Raw genomic sequence first — 16,579 nt, forward strand, 5'->3', positions numbered from 1 at the left:
CGTGCGGCGTAGTGGGCGGAGACGGCGCTCATGGCTGCATCGTCCTCTCTGGGAGGGCTGGGCGGGGGTTCTGCGCCGTCGATGGCTGGGGTTGTGCGTCTACGGCGACTACGACGGCGTGGCGCGCGGCGCGGTGCGCCTCACGAAGCGGGACGGACGCCGACGAACGCCGGGCCGGCGATCCTCGCGTAGCGACGGCGTTCGTCAGGGTCTCGACCGAACCGGGGCGGCCGACCGTCACCGTCGGCACTCGGGCCACGAGGACTCGTACGCCACGTCGGCGAGGCTCACGTCGTCGAGGCTCACGTCCCAGGGGCGCTCAGACCGCGGCAGCGCCGGTCTCGCCGGTGCGCACGCGCACGATGTCGTCGACGGGAACGGTCCACACCTTGCCGTCACCGATGCGTCCCGTCTGAGCGGCACGCACGACGGCGTCGACGACGGCGGGCGCGTCGGCGTCGTCGATGACGACCTCGATGCGCAGCTTCGGCACGAAGTCGACGCTGTACTCGGCGCCGCGGTAAACCTCGCTGTGGCCGCGCTGGCGGCCGTAGCCGCTGACCTCGCTCACCGTCATCCCGGCGATGCCAAAGGCCTCGAGGGCTTCCTTGACGTCGTCGAGCTTGAACGGCTTGATGATGGCGGTGACGAGTTTCATGCCTGCACTCCTCGCGGGTCGTTGTGTTCTGCGCCGGTGGTGCTGCCACCGAGGGGGCCGTGGCCGGACGGCAGTAGGCCGTGGCCGACGCGGGTACCGGAGGCGAACCCACCGAAATCGTAGGCGGATTCGGCGTGCTCGGCGGAGTCGATGCCCGCGAGCTCGTCGTCGTGGTCGATGCGCCAGCCCATCGTCGCCTTGAGGGCGAGACCGATGACGGCGGTGAGCACGCCCGTGAACGCGACGCAACCGAGCGCGATGACGATCTGCACGACCGTCTGCTCGTAGCCCTTGCCGTAAAGCAGGCCGTTCGTCGTCGACAGCAGGCCGGCGCCGATCGTGCCCCACAGGCCGGAGACGAGGTGGACGCCGACGACGTCGAGCGAGTCGTCCAGGTTGAACTTGAACTTCAGGCTGACGGCCAGGGCGCTGAGGATGCCGGCGACCGCGCCGAGAATGAGCGAGCCGACGGGGCTGAGCGCACCACAGGCGGGGGTGATCGCGACGAGACCGGCTACGACGCCGGAGGCGGCACCGATCGACGTCGCCTCACCGTCCTTGATCTTCTCGACCGCGAGCCAACCGATCATCGCCGCACACGTCGCGGCGGCCGTGTTGACCCACACGAGGGCCGCCGAACCGTCTGCGGCGAGCTCGGAACCCGCGTTGAACCCGAACCAGCCGAACCAGAGCAGACCGGCGCCGAGCATGGTCAGCGGCACGTTGTGGGGGCGCATGGGCACGCGGCCGAAACCGGCGCGGCGCCCGACGATGAGAGCGAGGACGAGGCCCGCCATGCCCGCGTTGATGTGCACGACGGTGCCGCCCGCGAAGTCGATCGGTGCGAACGTGGCCTTGCCGTCGGTCGAACCGAACATCGTCGCGGCGACGCCCTGGTCGGTGCCGCCGAGGAACCCGCCGCCCCACACCATGTGCGCGATCGGGAAGTACACGATCGTCGCCCAGATCGCGGAGAAGACGAGCCACGTCGAGAACTTCACACGGTCGGCGATGGCGCCGGAGATGAGCGCGACCGTCAGGCCCGCGAAGGTGAGCTGGAAGCCCACGAACGCGAGCTCGGGGATGTTTCCGTAGCCCTCGTACCCGAACGAGTTGAACACGTCGGCGACGTTGTGCAGACCGAACTTGTCACCCGGGTTCGCGATCAGCCCGGCGATGTCGTGGGTGCCGAACGACATCGAGTAGCCGTAGAGCACATAGATGATGCCGACGACGCCGAGGGCGCCGAACGACATCATCATCATGTTGAGCACCGACTTGGAGCGCGTCATCCCGCCGTAGAACAACGCCAGCGCGGGCGTCATCATGAGCACGAGCGATGCGCACACGAGGACGAATGCGGTGGCCGCATAGTCGAGTTTCGGGGCGGCCTCTGCCGCCAGAAGGTGTGCGTTCATGCTCAGTGATCCTGCCCTCGCCACGTTTCAGCATGCGGCTCGCGATGTTTCGCCTATGTTTCGGATGCGGCGCTGACGTGAAATCGCGGTCACATCCTGAGGGTATGCACGCCATGTGAGACGTTTCGTGTCGAAGCGTGGACGCACGAGCGCCCACCGGCCGTGACGGCGGGTGGGCGCTGCGGGGCTCGAGCCCGGCCTGCTCAGTCGAGCACGGCGTTGACGTAGGCCTCCGGGTCGAACGGCGCGAGGTCGTCGGGGCCCTCGCCGAGCCCGACGAGCTTGACGGGCACGCCGAGCTCACGCTGGACGTTGACGACGATGCCGCCCTTGGCGGTGCCGTCGAGCTTCGTCAGTACGACACCCGTGACGTCGACCGCCTGGCCGAACACCTCGGCCTGACGCATGCCGTTCTGGCCGGTCGTCGCGTCGAGGACGAGCAGCACCTCGTCGATGGGGCTGCGCTTCTCGATGACGCGCTTCATCTTGGCGAGCTCGTCCATGAGACCGACCTTGTTGTGCAGGCGCCCCGCGGTGTCGAGCAGCACGACGTCGCACTCGTTCTCCTGACCGGCCTTGACAGCGTCGAACGCGACGGCGGCCGGGTCGGCGCCCTCCTTCTCGGAGCGAACGGTGGGCACGCCGACGCGGGCGCCCCACGTCTCGAGCTGGTCGGCTGCGGCGGCACGGAACGTGTCGGCCGCGCCGAGGATGACGTCCTTGTCCTCGGCGACGAGAACGCGCGCGAGCTTGCCGACGGTCGTCGTCTTGCCCGTGCCGTTGACGCCGACGACGAGGACGACAGCGGGTCGATCGCCCACACGGCTCGCCGCGATGCGGCGATCCATGTCGGGGCCGACCTGCGCGAGCAGCTCCTCGTGCAACCAGCCGGAGACGGTTTCCTCGTCCGTGGCACCGTGCACGGCGATGCGGCGTTTGAGGTTGTCGACGATCTGCGTCGTCGCCTCGACACCCAGGTCGGCCTGCAGCAACGTGTCCTCGACGTCCTCCCACGCCTCGTCGTCGAGGCTGCCGCCGGACAGCATGGCGAGCAGGCCCTTGCCGAGCGCAGTGTTCGAGCGCGACAGTCGCTCACGCAGGCGCACCATGCGCCCACGGGCCGACTCGGGGCGCTCGAGCGCAGCCGGTTCGGGCGCGGGCGTCTCGTCGACGACGTCAGCGGGCTCGACGACCTCGGGAGCGGGCGCTTCGTCGCGCGGTGCGTCGACGACGTCGGTCTGCGCGTGCTTCGCCGGGGTGGGCGCCGCCGACTTCGACGTGTCGATGCGCACACCCGAACTCGGCGTGTACTGCGTCTTCTTCGGTGGCGTGCGCGGAATCTCGACGGATTCCTCGCGCGCCGGAACCTTCGGAGCCTTGCGCGAACGGCTGCGGACGAAGGCCACGAGGCCCATGACGGCGGCGACGAGCGCTACGGCGACGACACCAAGAATTTCCCAGAGCTGATCCACGCCGCCATCATTGCAAACGGCACCGACAACCGCCCAACGAGGCGGCGACGGCACGCGTCAGCTGGGGATCAGGAGCGGCGGATCCGACCGCCGCGCTCGCCGTCCTTGGCCGTCGCGGCGCGCGGGGCGGCTGGCGCGTGCCCGACACGAAAGAGCTTCTCGCCACGCGTGGTGAGCACCGGACGGCCCGCCCGTCGCGCCGGCAGCGCGACGATGCCGACGACGAACGCCGCCAGAACGACGGTCAGCGTCATACCGAGCACGATCCAGAACACGAATCCTCCGAGGGGTGGGTGTGACGCGCGGATGGCACGTCGGGTGGGAGCGAGCGCATGAGGCCTGCTCCGCCACGATTGTCGCCGAACCGTCCTGACGGCGCCAGTCGACGCGCCTCAGGCGGCCCTCGCGTCGCACAACGGCCAGCGGCGCCGTCAGGACGCCTCGGCCGGCTCGGGTGCGACCCGCACGTCGGCGAGACGCTGTGAGACCACCGTCGTCACGCCGTCACCGCGCATCGTCACGCCGTAGAGGGCGTCGGCGACCTCCATCGTCCGCTTCTGGTGCGTGATGACGATGAGCTGGCTCGAGTCACGAAGCTCCTCGAACAGCGTGATGAGGCGACCGAGGTTCGCGTCGTCGAGGGCCGCCTCGACCTCGTCCATGATGTAGAACGGGCTCGGGCGCGCCTTGAAGATCGACACGAGCAGCGCAACGGCGACAAGGGAACGCTCGCCGCCGGACAGCAGCGACAACCGCCTGATGCGTTTGCCCGGCGGGCGCGCTTCGACATCGAGGCCCGTCGTCAGCATGTTCTCGGGGTCGGTCAGAACGAGCCGCCCTTCACCGCCGGGGAACAGGCGGGAGAAGACACCTTCGAACTCGCGCGCCACGTCGTGGAACGCCTCGGTGAAGACCTGCTCGACGCGCGCGTCGACCTCGCTGACGATGGACAGCAGGTCCTTCTTCGAGCCGCGCAGGTCGGCGAGCTGCTCGCTGAGGAACGTGTGCCGTTCCTCCAGGGCCGCGTACTCCTCGAGGGCCAGCGGATTGACCTTGCCGAGCTGCTTGAGGTCGCGTTCGGCCGTGCGTAGCCGCTTCTCCTCCAGGGCCCGCTCGAACGGGCGGCTCGCGACGGGCTCAGTACCGCTCGGGGGGCCGCCGTCTGCGTCGTCGCCCTCGCTCCCCTGCCCTGACGGAGCGCGTCCCGACGATGCCTGGGTGTCGGCTTTCTCGCCGGCCGTCATACCGGCGCCGGCCTCGAACAGCGGCACCGGCAGATGCGGCCCGAATTCTTCGACGAGGACGTCAGGGTCGATGCCGAGTTCCTCGACCGCCCTCGTCTCCAGCGCCTCGATGCGCAGCCGCTGCTGAGCGCGCGCCATCTCGTCGCGGTGGACGGAGTCGGTGACCTCGCGCAGTTGGTCGCTGCATTCCTGCAGGCGGACGCGGGCGGTGCGCAACGCCTCGTCCCGAGTCGCCTTGCTTGCCTGCTCGGCGTCACGCGCCCGGGTCACCTCATCGCGCGCGCGACGCACCTGCTCGCGTGCCAGTTCGGCGGTCCGTTCGACGGCCTGCGCCAGGGCTGTGGCCTCCCGACGTCGGACGCGGCGCGCCTGCGCCCGTTCGCGCGCGGCGACCTCCGAGCGTGCGGCGGCCTCGAGGGATTCAGCGCGCCCAGCGATCGCGCGGACTCTTTCCTGAAGCGTGCGAAGCGTCAGACGTTGCTCGGTCTCCTGCTCGCGCGCCGTCGCGGCGAGCGTCGCCAGACGGTCTCGTTCGGCGACGGACGGTTCGCTCTCACCCGGTTCGGCCTGCGCCTCGTCGAGACGCATCTCGAGTTCCATGAGCTCTTCACGGTTCGCATCGAGCGCGACGCTCGCCTGCTCGATCGAGTCGTTGATGCGGTCACGCTCGCGGGAGGCCGCGGCGATCGCCTGATGGTGACGCGCGAGCGCCGCCATGAGTTCCTCGATGCGCGCGTCGTTCTCGGCGAGCGCCGCCGCAGCATCGTCCGCCGCGTCCTGCGCGGCCGCGAGTGGCTGCGTCAGGGCTTCCAGGGCGTTTTCCGCGTTCTGCTCGGCGTCGGCTGCGATCTCCGCGTCCCGGACGGCCTGCTCATGCGCCGCGCGCACCTCGAGGCGGGAGCGCCCAGGGCGGCCCCCGCCACGCACCGCGGTGGGTTCGTAGACGTCCCCGTCGAGGGTGACGGCCCGCGCACCGGCGTGGACGAGCCTGAGCGCGCTGTCGGCGTCGGGAACGATCGCGAGTCGGTCGACGAGGACGTCGAACGCGCTCTGCATCGTCGCCGGTACGCTCGCGACGTCGCGCACCCAGACGCCACCCTCGGGAAGGGTCGGCCAGTCGTGGGTCGTGACGTCGTGCGGCGCGTCTCCCGCGACGAGGAGAGCGACGCGGCCGCCGTCCTGCGCTCGCAGGGCGGCCAACAGAGCTGCGGCGTCGGTGTGGGAGTCGACGAGCAGGGCCTCGGCAGCCCACCCCAGAGCGAGCGAGACGCCGGCTTCGTGACCTGGCTCCACCTCGAGGCGGCTGACGACGTCGCCGAGCACGCCCGACGCTTCGGCGGGGAGGTTCTCGAGCCCCGCCGTGTCGGAACCGAGCGTCTCATCGAGCGCCTGCGCGCGTGCGGCTGAGGCGCTGCGGCGTTGGGCTGAAGTATTGCGCTCGTCGCGCAGCACGCGACGACGTTCGAGCAGGGCAGCGTGATCCGCCCTCAGCTTCTCCGCGGCATCATTGAGCGCCGCTTCGGCGGCTTCCGCGTCGCTCAGCGCCTCCTCGAGAGGCGCCAGCTCCTCCTGGGCCTCGGCCACTCGCGTCGCGGACTCCCCGATGCTGGCGCGCAACCGCGCGAGTTCGGCCTCGCCTGCTTCCACGCGTGAACGCCGAACCTCGACCTGACCGTGAAGCTTGGCCAGACCCTCGCGTCGATCTGCGGCTGCCCGCGCGATCCGCACGAGTCGCTGCTGCTCGACCTGATGTTCACGTTCAGTCTTCTCGCGCACCTCGACGGCGGCGTCGAGCGCCTCCTGGGCTCGCTCGACCTTGGCCTGCAGCTCCAGCTCTTCCCCCCGGACCCGCTCGGCCTGACGCCGCAGCTGCTCGGGATCCCGGCCCGAACCGGGCGTCTCGTCCTGCGCCGCCGTCAGCGAGGTGGCTCGTTCCGCGGCGAGCCGGCGCGTCGAATCGAGTTTCTCCTCCAGTGACGACAGCGCGTACCACTGCGACTGCAGCCGTTCGAGCACCGGAGCGCGGGCTGCCATCTCGGCCTCGATCTCCTCGACGCCGGCCTTCGCGGCGCGCACCGCGTCGTCGAGTTCGGCGCGACGCCGCACCATCGCCTGTTCGTCCGCGACGTCGGCCTCGAGCCGCGCGCGCTGCTGGACGAGGTCGTCGGCGAGCAGCCGCAGCCGTGCGTCACGCACCGTCATCTGGATGGCTTGCGCCCGACGCGCCGTCTCGGCCTGGCGCCCCAGCGGCCCGAGTTGGCGGCGAACCTCGGCCGTCAGGTCGGCGACGCGCGTGAGGTTGGCCTCCATGCCGTCGAGCTTGCGCAGCGCCTTCTCCTTGCGACGGCGGTGCTTGAGCACGCCGGCCGCTTCTTCGATGAACCCGCGACGTTCCTCGGGCGTCGCGCGCAGCACCGCGTCGAGCTGGCCCTGGCCGACGATGACGTGCATCTCCTTGCCGATGCCGGAGTCGCTCAGCAGCTCCTGGATGTCGAGCAGTCGGCACGGCGTGCGGTTGATCGCGTATTCGGAGCCGCCGCCGCGGAACATGGTGCGGCTGATCGTCACCTCGGTGTAGTCGATCGGCAGTGCGCCGTCGGAGTTGTCGATCGTCATCGTCACTTCGGCGCGCCCGAGCGGCTGGCGCCCGGAGGTGCCGGCGAAGATGACGTCGTCCATCTTGCCGCCGCGCAGGCTGCGGGCACTGCCCTCGCCCATGACCCAGGCGAGCGCGTCGACGACGTTGCTCTTGCCGGAACCGTTCGGACCGACGATGCAGGTGATGCCCGGTTCGAGGACGAGGTTCGTCGCCGACGCGAACGACTTGAACCCCTTGAGGGTCAGCGACTTGACGTACACGGCGCGCGGTTCAGGCCGTCGGCTGCGGCGCGCCGGCGGCGGCCGTGTCGCGCGCCGTGAGGACGAGCGGGCCCTCGGCGGTGATCGCGACGGTGTGCTCGGAGTGCGCGCCACGGGAACCGTCGACGCTGCGCAGCGTCCACCCGTCCCGGTCCTGGATGATCTGGTCGGTGCCCGCCATGAGCCAGGGCTCGATCGCGATGACGAGGCCAGGCTTGAGCTTGAGGCCGCGGCCTGCACGACCGTCGTTGGGCACGTGCGGTTCGCCGTGCATCGTGCGGCCGACGCCGTGGCCGCCGAACTGCGTGTTGACGCGGTATCCGGCGCCTGCGCAGACGTCGGCGATGGCGGCCGAGATGTCGCCGAGCTTGTTGCCGGGCTGCGCGGCAACAATCCCTGCGGCGAGGGCTCGCTCAGTCGTGTCGATGAGGCGCAGGTCGGCCTCGCGCGGCGTGCCGACGACGAAGGAGATCGCCGAATCGCTCACCCAGCGGTCGAGTGATGCGGCGAAGTCGACGCTGAGCAGGTCGCCGTCCTTGAGGGCGTAGTCGTGCGGCAGGCCGTGCAGGACGGCGTCGTTGACGCTCGTGCACAGCACCTTGCCGAACGCGCTCGCGCCGAAGCTCGGGTGGTAGTCGATGTAGCACGACTCCGCACCGGCGTCGGTGATCATGCGGTGCGCCAGAGCGTCGAGTTCGAGCAGGTTGACGCCGACGTCGGCGGCCTCGCGCAGGGCGGTCAGGACGGATGCGACGAACGCCCCGGCGGGCTTCATCTCGTCGATCTCTCGGGGCGTACGCAGTTCGATCACCCGACTACGGTAGTGCAGCCCGCGCCCAGACACCGTCGAGCCTCGCGAAGCGTCAGCGGTAGATCGTGTCGCGACGGCCTGTCGCGACGACCAGGATGACGACTGCAGACGAACCCGCGTGCCGGTGGGGAGGGTGTGATCAGTGGTTCGTTTCATGGCCGGAGCTGAAACCGGAACGTCCACCACTCGCCTCCCCCGGTGGACCGGTGGGCGACTCTCACGGTCGGCAACCATGAGGTCGATCACCGCACCGTCAGCACGAACGAACCGATGGACAGGTGCGCGAACGTCGAGGGGCTCCTGGAGATCGAAGCCGATGCTCTGAACGGCTCGCGCGGCTTCGCCGCACGAAGAAACCCTGATCTCCACCACCAGCCACGGCTTCGAGCGTGTCGAAGGGGTCGCAGAGCACGAGCACGCTCCTCGATCGCGCGGCCGGCGGCGGCGCTCACGCGAGCGTCCCCGAGCAGATACGTGTCGATGAGTGTGCGCGCGATGCGATCATCGCGCACGGGTCGTTCGACCACCCCGACTTTCTCGTTCACGTCTACGCGCACATCTGAGGCGTACTCGAATTCATCGAGATCGACGACGCGACCGAAGCGCAGCCAGCTCCGCTTTCCGACGACACCGAGCTGATGCAGGTCAGCACGACTCGGGCCGATCGGGTCGATGTCCAGGGGGGACATCGGACCGATACCTCGCCCACGATCCGAGTCCCCCACTCGCATGGGCGATCTGACGCGCCGTCATCCGGCGGAGCCGAGCCGTCAATCGTGACCTCTCGGATCCGCGGAGCTCAGCGGTAGCGCCCGACGTGAGAAGGTCGAGCGCCGCATTTCGGCCCGCCTCGTTCCACGTGCGCCCCCGCGCGGCAGAGCGCTGCCAAGCTTGCGCTGCGAGATCATCGACGACGAGGGCACGTTCGACGCGGCGATGCGCAGAAAGGGACCCATCGACGACAGCAGCCTGCGCGGTTCGGATCGCGCATCCTTGACGGCGCGCCACGTCGGCCAGCGTCATCTCCATGACACATCTCTTCGCGTATGCGCATATTTGTGTCATCGGTTCACTTTGATGCAGATGCGCCATCCGGCGCGGAATTCGGTTGTCACCCGCGGGCACGAACTCGTGCTTCGTCCATGTCCTCAAAGCATCCGTGGCCGCGTCATGTCGGCGACGTCGTCCTGCGCGATCCCGTCGCGTGGGACGACGACATCATCGCTGGCTTCCGCAACGACCCCGCAGTCACACGATGGTTGATCGTGACCGAGGAAAGCCCGCAGAACTGGGACGCCGCTGGATGGGGGTCGCGGCGAGCGAGTCGGACTTCGCGCGCATCGCGGAGGTCGCCGGCATCGGAGCGCGTGCGGTGATCGACCCGTTGTTCAGGAACGGTTCATCGTCCGGGGCGGCTTCTGGCACGTCGGGCAGAAGTGCGACGAGCGGTTCATGAACTGCTCCCTGACGATCAGCGTGCCGCAGCGGCGGCACGGCTTGCCCTGCTGGCCGTAGGCGTCGAGAGAGCGATCGAAGTAGCCGCTCGCACCGTTGACGTTAACGTAGAGGGCGTCGAAGCTGGTGCCGCCATGATCGAGCGCAGAACGCATGACGTCCTGCGCCGCCGTGAGCACGCCGATGAGCTGCGTCTTCGTCAGCATGCGCCCCGGGCGTCGACCGTGCACCTGCGCGCGCCACAGCGCCTCGTCGGCGTAGATGTTGCCGATACCGCTGACGATGCCCTGATCGAGCAGCATCCGCTTGATCGCGACATCCTTGCTGCGCATGAGCCGCGCGGCGGCGCCCGCGTCGAACGCCTCCTCGAGCGGGTCAGGCGCGATGTGCGCGATCGACGCGGGCACCTCGCGCCCGTGCGCCACCGTCAGGTCGTCGAGGAACAACCCGCCGAACGTCCGTTGGTCGACGAAGCGCATCTGCTGGGCCGATGGTTCCGAGCGCGGCCTCTCCGATGCGTCAGTCACCCCCGGCGCATCCACCGCCTCACCCGAGCCAGCGCGCTCCCCCGACTTCCTGGGCGGCGAGAGCTTCACAGGCGCCGACAGGTCGAACACCGCATGCGCATGCTTCTCCAGCGGCGAGTCGGCGCTCTCGACGAGCACCTGTCCACTCATGCCGAGGTGGATGACGAGGGCGTCGTCGGCCACCGCACCCTCGCGCCGGTCCAGCGGCACCGTCGCGTCCGCCGAGCCATCAGAACCAGGCGCGGCGTCTTCGAACGTCATCCACAGGTACTTGCCGCGCCGTTGGGCCGACGCTACCCGTCGTCCGAGCAATGCGTCGGCCAGATGCTGCGGCCCCGGCAGGTGACGGCGTACGACGCGCGAGCCCGTCACCCGGGACGTGACGAAGGCCCGGCCGACCACGTGGTCGTCCAGGCCTCGTCGTACGACTTCCACCTCGGGAAGCTCAGGCATGCGCACCGTCCGTGACGGCGACCGCGTCCGCCTCGTCGCGTACGACGTCACCGCCGGCCGAACCGGCGTTCTTCGCCGCTTCGTCGCGCAGGCTCACCCAGGCGTTCTCGGCGGCGATCATCTCGGCCGACTTCTTGTTGCGCCCCGTGCCGGCACCAAGGGTGCGCCCGTCGACTACGACGGTCGCGGTGAAGACCTTGTCGTGATCCGGCCCTTCACCCTCGACGACGTACGTCGGCGCACCGAGACCGGCCGCAGCGGTGGCCTCCTGCAGCGACGTCTTCCAGTCGAGCGCGGCCCCCATCGTCGACGATCGGTTCATCAACGGATCGATGAGGTGGTGGACGATGCGACGCCCCGCCTCGATGCCGCCCGAGAGGAACACCGTGCCGATGACGGCCTCCGTCGTGTCGGCGAGGATCGAATCCTTGTCGCGCCCACCCGTGGCGAGCTCGCCACGCCCGAGCAGCAGGTACTCCCCCAGCTCGAGACCGCGCGCGACCTCAGCGAGGGCCCTCGAGTTGACGACCGCCGCCCGCTGCTTCGCGAGGTGCCCCTCCGGCGCGTCGGGCTGATCCGTGTACAGCGTCTCGGTAACGACGAGGCCCAGCACGGCGTCGCCGAGGAACTCCTGGCGCTCGTTGTGCGGAATGCCGCCGTTCTCGTACGCGAACGAACGGTGGGTCAGGGCACGACGAAGCAGCGACTCGTCGACGTCCACACCCGAAACCTCAGAGAGGATCCGGACGAGGTCGCCGACGGGCCGCTGCGACACGTCAGCAGCTGACCGCTTCGAAGACTTCTTGCCCACGGTCTGCGATCGGCCGATCAGGCCTGGTGCTCGGTGCGCTCCGCTGCACCGTAGTGGCGGCCGTTGTACGTACCGCACGCCGGGCACGCCATGTGCGACTGCTTGTTGGCACCACACGCGGGGCACGCCTGCACGGCGACGGGCGTCGCCTTCCAGTTGGCTCGGCGCGAGCGGGTGTTGGCGCGGGACATCTTCCGCTTCGGGACAGCCACGTCAGTTCCTCTTCTCGTCTTCTGCCGATCCAGCCTCGGTCAGGTTGACCAGGGCCGACCAGCGGGGGTCGATAGCTTCGTGATGGTGATCGGGGTCGTCGTCGAGTCGTGCACCGCATTCGGAGCACAACCCGAGGCAGTCCTCGTGACACACCGGTTGGAACGGCAGGGTGGGCACCACAGCGTCCCGCAGCACGGGCTCGAGGTCGGCGTCGTCGCCATCGAGCTCGTGCAGTTCGTCCTCATCATCGCCGCCTGCCACCTCACGGTGGTGCGCAGCACGATCGGCGTAGACGAACAGCTCCTGAAAGTGGACTTGGACCGGGTAGGTCACGCCCTCCAGGCACCGCACGCACGCGCCGGTTGCCGTCGCCTCGACCTCACCGGTGATGAGGACTCCTTCCATCACCGATTCGAGACGCAGGTCGAGCCCGACGGGCTGACCCTCCTCGATGCCGATGACGTCGGTACCGAAATCTGCCGGAGCCTCGACGTCGCGGTGGAGGCGCAGCGAGTTTCCGGGTCGACGACCGAGCTCCCTGGTGTCGAGCACCAGCGGGCGGCGGGAATCAGCCTGGGTCATTACCTTGCACTCTTCGTCGGTCGAGAACTTCGAACATCTTTCGGCCATAGCGATGGCGTAGGCCGACGTGCAAGTCTACGCCGCGGGCGCGCACTCTCCCAAATCCCAGAATGTGCGGGCCTGCGCAGGTCAACGCGACGCGCCGACACGCTCGAGCAGCGGGCCGATGACGGGCTCCGGAACCATGCCCGTGACGTCGCCGCCGAGGCCCGCGACCTGCTTGATGAGCGAGCTAGACAAGTGATCCATGCCCGGGTTTCCGGGGATGAACACCGTCTCGAGACCCGATAGCGCGCGGTTCATCGTCGCCATCGGGGTCTCGTAGCTGAAGTCGGTCTCCCCGCGGAGCCCCTTGACGACGAGCGGTGCGCCCAGCTCACGGCACACGTCGACGAGCAGCGTGTTGGCGTAGGCCGCGGCACGGACGTTGTCGAGATGCGCGACCGAGCGTTCGATGAGGTCGACGCGCTCGTCGGCGCTGAATGTCCCCTGCTTGTCGGGGTTGTGCAGCACCGTGACGACGACGTCGTCGAACAGCGCCGCGCACCGCTCGATGACGTCGAGGTGCCCCAGCGTCAGCGGGTCGAACGAGCCGGGGCAGACGCACGTCGTCATGATGTGACCTTCGCGATGTCCTCGGGCGTACCGGTGACGACGATCTCGGGCACGACCTGATCGAGCGTCGCGACGACGGCCTCGACGTCGTCGGGCTCGGGCGCGTCGTCCTGGGCGAGCTCGGCGAACCACATCGTCGTCTCCCCGTAGACGCGCGGCTCCCAGGCCTCCAGGCGCGGGTGCCACGTCGGCTGCGGCGAACGCGACGAGCGTTCGACGACGACGAGAGCGCGCTCGGCGAGCCACTCCCGCTCGACGAGCAGGTCGATGGCCTGCCGCAGCTGCTCCTCGCTCACGCTGTACGGCGGGTCCATGAGCACGAGCCCGGCCTTGACGCTCGGTGGGCCCTCGAGAAACTTCTCGACGGCCTGCGTCACGACACGCACCGGCGAGAACCCGAGGTTGCGCACGTTCGTGCGGATGACGGTCGCGACGCGGCGGTCGACCTCGACGAACGTCGCGGACGCGGCGCCGCGGCTGAACGCCTCCAGCCCGAGCGCGCCGGAGCCCGCGTACAGGTCGAGCACGTCCGCGCCGAGCATCGCACCGAGATGCTCCAGCCGGGAGAACAGCGCCTCACGGACGCGGTCGGACGTCGGGCGGGTGCCCGCTCCGGGGGGCGTGTCGAGCCTGCGGCCACCGGCGGAGCCGGCAATGATGCGCGTCATCAGCTTCTTTCCAGAAATTCGGCCTGCGACGCGTCCACGCGGGCATGCGCGGCCTGCGCCAGCAGGGGATGCTCGGTCAGAGACGGATCCGCTTCGACGATGGCGGCGGCCTCGGTGCGCGCGGCCTCGATGACGGCGAGATCGGACGCCTTCGTCAGCTCCAACCAGTCGAGAGACGATCGCCGTCCGCTCTGCGCGGCGCCGAGCACGTCTCCTTCCCGTCTCAAGTCTAGATCCAGATCGGCGATGGCGAATCCGTCGTTGGTCTCCGCGACGCGCCGCAGACGCTCGAGCGTGTCGGGGTTCTCGTTGCGTGTCACGAGCAGGCACAGCCCGCCGTGCTCGCCTCGCCCGACGCGTCCGCGCAGCTGGTGCAGCTGCGACAGGCCGAACCGGTCCGCGTCGACGATGACGATCATCGACGCGTTCGGCACGTCGACGCCCACCTCGATGACGGTCGTCGCGACGAGCACGTCGACCTCGCCGGCGCCGAAACGGCGCATGACGTCGTCTTTCTCCTCGGCGGGCAGCCGGCCGTGCATGAGACCGATCCGCAGACCAGCGAGCGCAGGCAGGCGGCGCATCTCGTCGATGAGGTCGACGACGCCGATGGGGCGCGCCGCGGCATCGCCCTCCCCGGCGCCATGAGCGTCGGGCCCGTCGACGAGGCCCGGCGCGACCGGCTCGCTGCCGTCACCGATGCGTCCGGCGACGACGTAGACCTGACGCCCGGCGGCGCACTCCTCCGCGATGCGCTCCCACACCCGGTTCATCCACGACGCGACGTGCGTCGGCACGACGTGCGAGACGATCGGCGCACGCCCACGTGGCAGCTGACGAAGCGTCGAGACGTCGAGGTCGCCGAACGCCGTCATCGCGACGGTGCGCGGGATCGGCGTGGCCGTCATGACCAGCACGTGCGGCGGGCGGTGCGCCTTCGAGCTGAGCGCCGCGCGCTGCTCGACGCCGAAGCGGTGCTGCTCGTCGACGACGACGAGACCCAGGTCGGCGAACTCGACATGCTTCTGCAGCAGCGCGTGCGTGCCGATGACGATGCCCGCCTCGCCCGAGACGATGTCGAGCAGCGCCTGCGTGCGCGCCGAGGCCGACATCGAGCCGGTGAGCAGCGTGACGCGGGTGCCGTCGTCCGCGCCGCCGAGGCGTCCGCGTTCGGCGAGCGGGCCGAGCATCGCGCGCATCGAGGCGGCGTGCTGGGCAGCGAGCACCTCCGTCGGCGCGAGCAGTGCGGCCTGCGCGCCCGAGTCGACGACGGCGAGCATGGCGCGCAACGCGACGAGCGTCTTGCCCGAACCGACCTCACCCTGCAGCAAGCGGTGCATCGCGACAGGCTCGGCCAGGTCGCGCGCGATCTGCTCCCCCACCTCGCGCTGGCCCTCGGTGAGCTCGAACGGCAACGTCGCATCGAAGCGTTCGAGCAGACCGCCGGGCTTCGCAACGCGCGGTGTCGACGGCTCGGAGCGCGCCTCGTGGCGCCGCTGGGCCAGCACGATCTGGGTGGTGAACGCCTCGTCGAACCGCAGCCGCTCACGCCCCGCCTGGACGTCGGCCATGCTCGCCGGCAGATGCAGGCCGCGGTAGGCGCGGGTCGTCGTGACGAGACCGTGACGCGCGCGCAGCGGCTCGTCGAGGGGGTCGGGGATCTCGCCGAGCGCGTCGAGGACGGTGCTGATCGACAGGGTGAGGTTGAGGTTGGTGATCTTCTCGACCTGCTTGTAGACCGGCACAACGCTGCCCGGATACACGCTCATGTCGGCGTCGTCCATCAGCGTGTACTGCGGGTGCGACAGCTGAAGCTGCTTGTTGAACAGGCCGAGCTGGCCGCTGAACAGCGCGCGTTTGCCCGGGCGCAGGACGCTGTAGTGAGGCTGCGCACTGAAGAACGTGACGGCGGCGCGGCGGCCCTCGTCGTCGACGATGACGGCGTTCGCCATCGAACCCTTGCGCGTCTGCATGCGTCGTTGCGTCATCGTCTCGACGCGGGCGGTGAGCACGACGTGCTCGCCGAGTTCGAACTCACCGAACGTGCTGCCGGCGTGCGCGTCGATGTAGCGGCGCGGGAAGTAGTCGAGCAGGTCGCGCACCGTCACGAGGTCACGCGCCTTCGCGAGCTTCTTCGCGCCGGATCCGAGGACGGCGAGCAGTGGCGACTCGAGCGTCACCTCACCCATGGGTCACCTCCATGAGGACGAGCGAACCGGCATCGAGACGCATGACGTCGATGCTGCCGCCGTCACCGACGCGCGTGCGAGCGAGCGACAGGAACTTCTGCGCGGCACTTTCGTCGGCGCCGGGCGCGAGGCACACGAGCACCGCCTCGGCGCCGGGGAGATGCAGACGGGCCAGGTCGCGCGCGGCCCGCCACGAGTCGGCCCGCAGGAATTCGACGTCGTCACCGGGGTCGTCGTCCTCCCGGACGGCCGCTTGCTCGCCCTCCCAGTCACCGAACGGCGAGGCTGCATCGTCGAGTCGTTCGAGCAGCGCGAGGAGGTTGCTCGAGCGCGCGCCGTCACCGGCGTCGACGTCCGCGAGAACGTCACCGGCTGCGTGGCCCCACGGCGCTCCCGGCTCCCGCGAATCGCGCGTCTGCGCACCGAGGGCGAGCGCGTAGGCGCGCACCGCCTCGTCGCGCGCGGCGACGAGCAGGGGTTCACACCCCGGCAGCGGGCCGTCGAAATGCGTCATCGTGACGGCGCTGATCGTCGCGCGCTCACGCATGACGGAAACGGCCGTCAAGGGCTCGTCCGTGTGCAGGTGGACGCGATGCAGCCGTTC

General features: G+C 69.6%; 14 protein-coding genes. All 14 read right to left on the bottom strand.

Going from position 1 to position 16,579, the window contains the following annotated elements; translation table 11 throughout:
* Positions 1-319 precede the first annotated feature (319 nt).
* The gene (locus tag B2284_RS13490; RefSeq protein ID WP_006943278.1) at positions 320-658 is read right to left on the bottom strand and encodes a P-II family nitrogen regulator; all 339 of its coding nucleotides are present in this window, start codon (positions 656-658) and stop codon (positions 320-322) included.
* On the bottom strand, positions 655-2,076 hold the full coding sequence (locus B2284_RS13495) for an ammonium transporter (protein ID WP_074041203.1): 1,422 nt from the start codon (positions 2,074-2,076) through the stop codon (positions 655-657). The genes B2284_RS13490 and B2284_RS13495 overlap by 4 nt, the downstream gene beginning before the upstream one ends.
* Positions 2,077-2,279: 203 nt before the next feature.
* Positions 2,280-3,548 carry a signal recognition particle-docking protein FtsY gene (gene ftsY, locus B2284_RS13500; RefSeq protein WP_136788074.1) on the bottom strand — a complete coding sequence of 423 codons (1,269 nt, stop codon included), beginning with the start codon at positions 3,546-3,548 and terminating at the stop codon, positions 2,280-2,282.
* A 68-nt stretch (positions 3,549-3,616) separates the two neighbouring features.
* The gene (locus B2284_RS13505) at positions 3,617-3,823 is read right to left on the bottom strand and encodes a hypothetical protein (protein WP_074045556.1); all 207 of its coding nucleotides are present in this window, start codon (positions 3,821-3,823) and stop codon (positions 3,617-3,619) included.
* A gap of 156 nt (positions 3,824-3,979) precedes the next feature.
* Positions 3,980-7,651, bottom strand: a complete 3,672-nt coding sequence (gene smc, locus B2284_RS13510) for a chromosome segregation protein SMC (protein ID WP_074045555.1) — start codon at positions 7,649-7,651, stop codon at positions 3,980-3,982.
* 10 nt (positions 7,652-7,661) lie between these two features.
* Positions 7,662-8,462, bottom strand: a complete 801-nt coding sequence (map, locus tag B2284_RS13515; RefSeq protein WP_074045554.1) for a type I methionyl aminopeptidase — start codon at positions 8,460-8,462, stop codon at positions 7,662-7,664.
* A gap of 1,388 nt (positions 8,463-9,850) precedes the next feature.
* On the bottom strand, positions 9,851-10,897 hold the full coding sequence (locus tag B2284_RS13520; protein WP_170957146.1) for an Fpg/Nei family DNA glycosylase: 1,047 nt from the start codon (positions 10,895-10,897) through the stop codon (positions 9,851-9,853).
* Positions 10,890-11,672 carry a ribonuclease III gene (gene rnc, locus B2284_RS13525; RefSeq protein ID WP_235006183.1) on the bottom strand — a complete coding sequence of 261 codons (783 nt, stop codon included), beginning with the start codon at positions 11,670-11,672 and terminating at the stop codon, positions 10,890-10,892. The genes B2284_RS13520 and rnc overlap by 8 nt, the downstream gene beginning before the upstream one ends.
* A gap of 53 nt (positions 11,673-11,725) precedes the next feature.
* On the bottom strand, positions 11,726-11,920 hold the full coding sequence (gene rpmF / locus B2284_RS13530) for a 50S ribosomal protein L32 (protein WP_006943268.1): 195 nt from the start codon (positions 11,918-11,920) through the stop codon (positions 11,726-11,728).
* Position 11,921: 1 nt separating this feature from the next.
* Positions 11,922-12,503: a YceD family protein gene (locus B2284_RS13535; RefSeq protein ID WP_074045550.1), complete on the bottom strand. Its 582-nt coding sequence runs from the start codon at positions 12,501-12,503 to the stop codon at positions 11,922-11,924.
* A 129-nt stretch (positions 12,504-12,632) separates the two neighbouring features.
* Positions 12,633-13,118, bottom strand: a complete 486-nt coding sequence (gene coaD / locus B2284_RS13540; RefSeq protein ID WP_006943276.1) for a pantetheine-phosphate adenylyltransferase — start codon at positions 13,116-13,118, stop codon at positions 12,633-12,635.
* Positions 13,115-13,786: a 16S rRNA (guanine(966)-N(2))-methyltransferase RsmD gene (gene rsmD, locus B2284_RS13545; protein WP_074045549.1), complete on the bottom strand. Its 672-nt coding sequence runs from the start codon at positions 13,784-13,786 to the stop codon at positions 13,115-13,117. Before rsmD ends, coaD begins: the two co-directional genes overlap by 4 nt.
* On the bottom strand, positions 13,786-15,975 hold the full coding sequence (locus B2284_RS13550; protein WP_083607185.1) for an ATP-dependent DNA helicase RecG: 2,190 nt from the start codon (positions 15,973-15,975) through the stop codon (positions 13,786-13,788). Before B2284_RS13550 ends, rsmD begins: the two co-directional genes overlap by 1 nt.
* Positions 15,968-16,579 (bottom strand): hypothetical protein (locus tag B2284_RS13555; protein WP_286697639.1); only part of this gene is annotated, 612 nt, incomplete at its 5' end. The genes B2284_RS13555 and B2284_RS13550, both read right to left, overlap by 8 nt.

This window comes from Dermacoccus sp. UBA1591 (assembly GCF_002322065.1).
GTDB lineage: Bacteria > Actinomycetota > Actinomycetes > Actinomycetales > Dermatophilaceae > Dermacoccus > Dermacoccus nishinomiyaensis.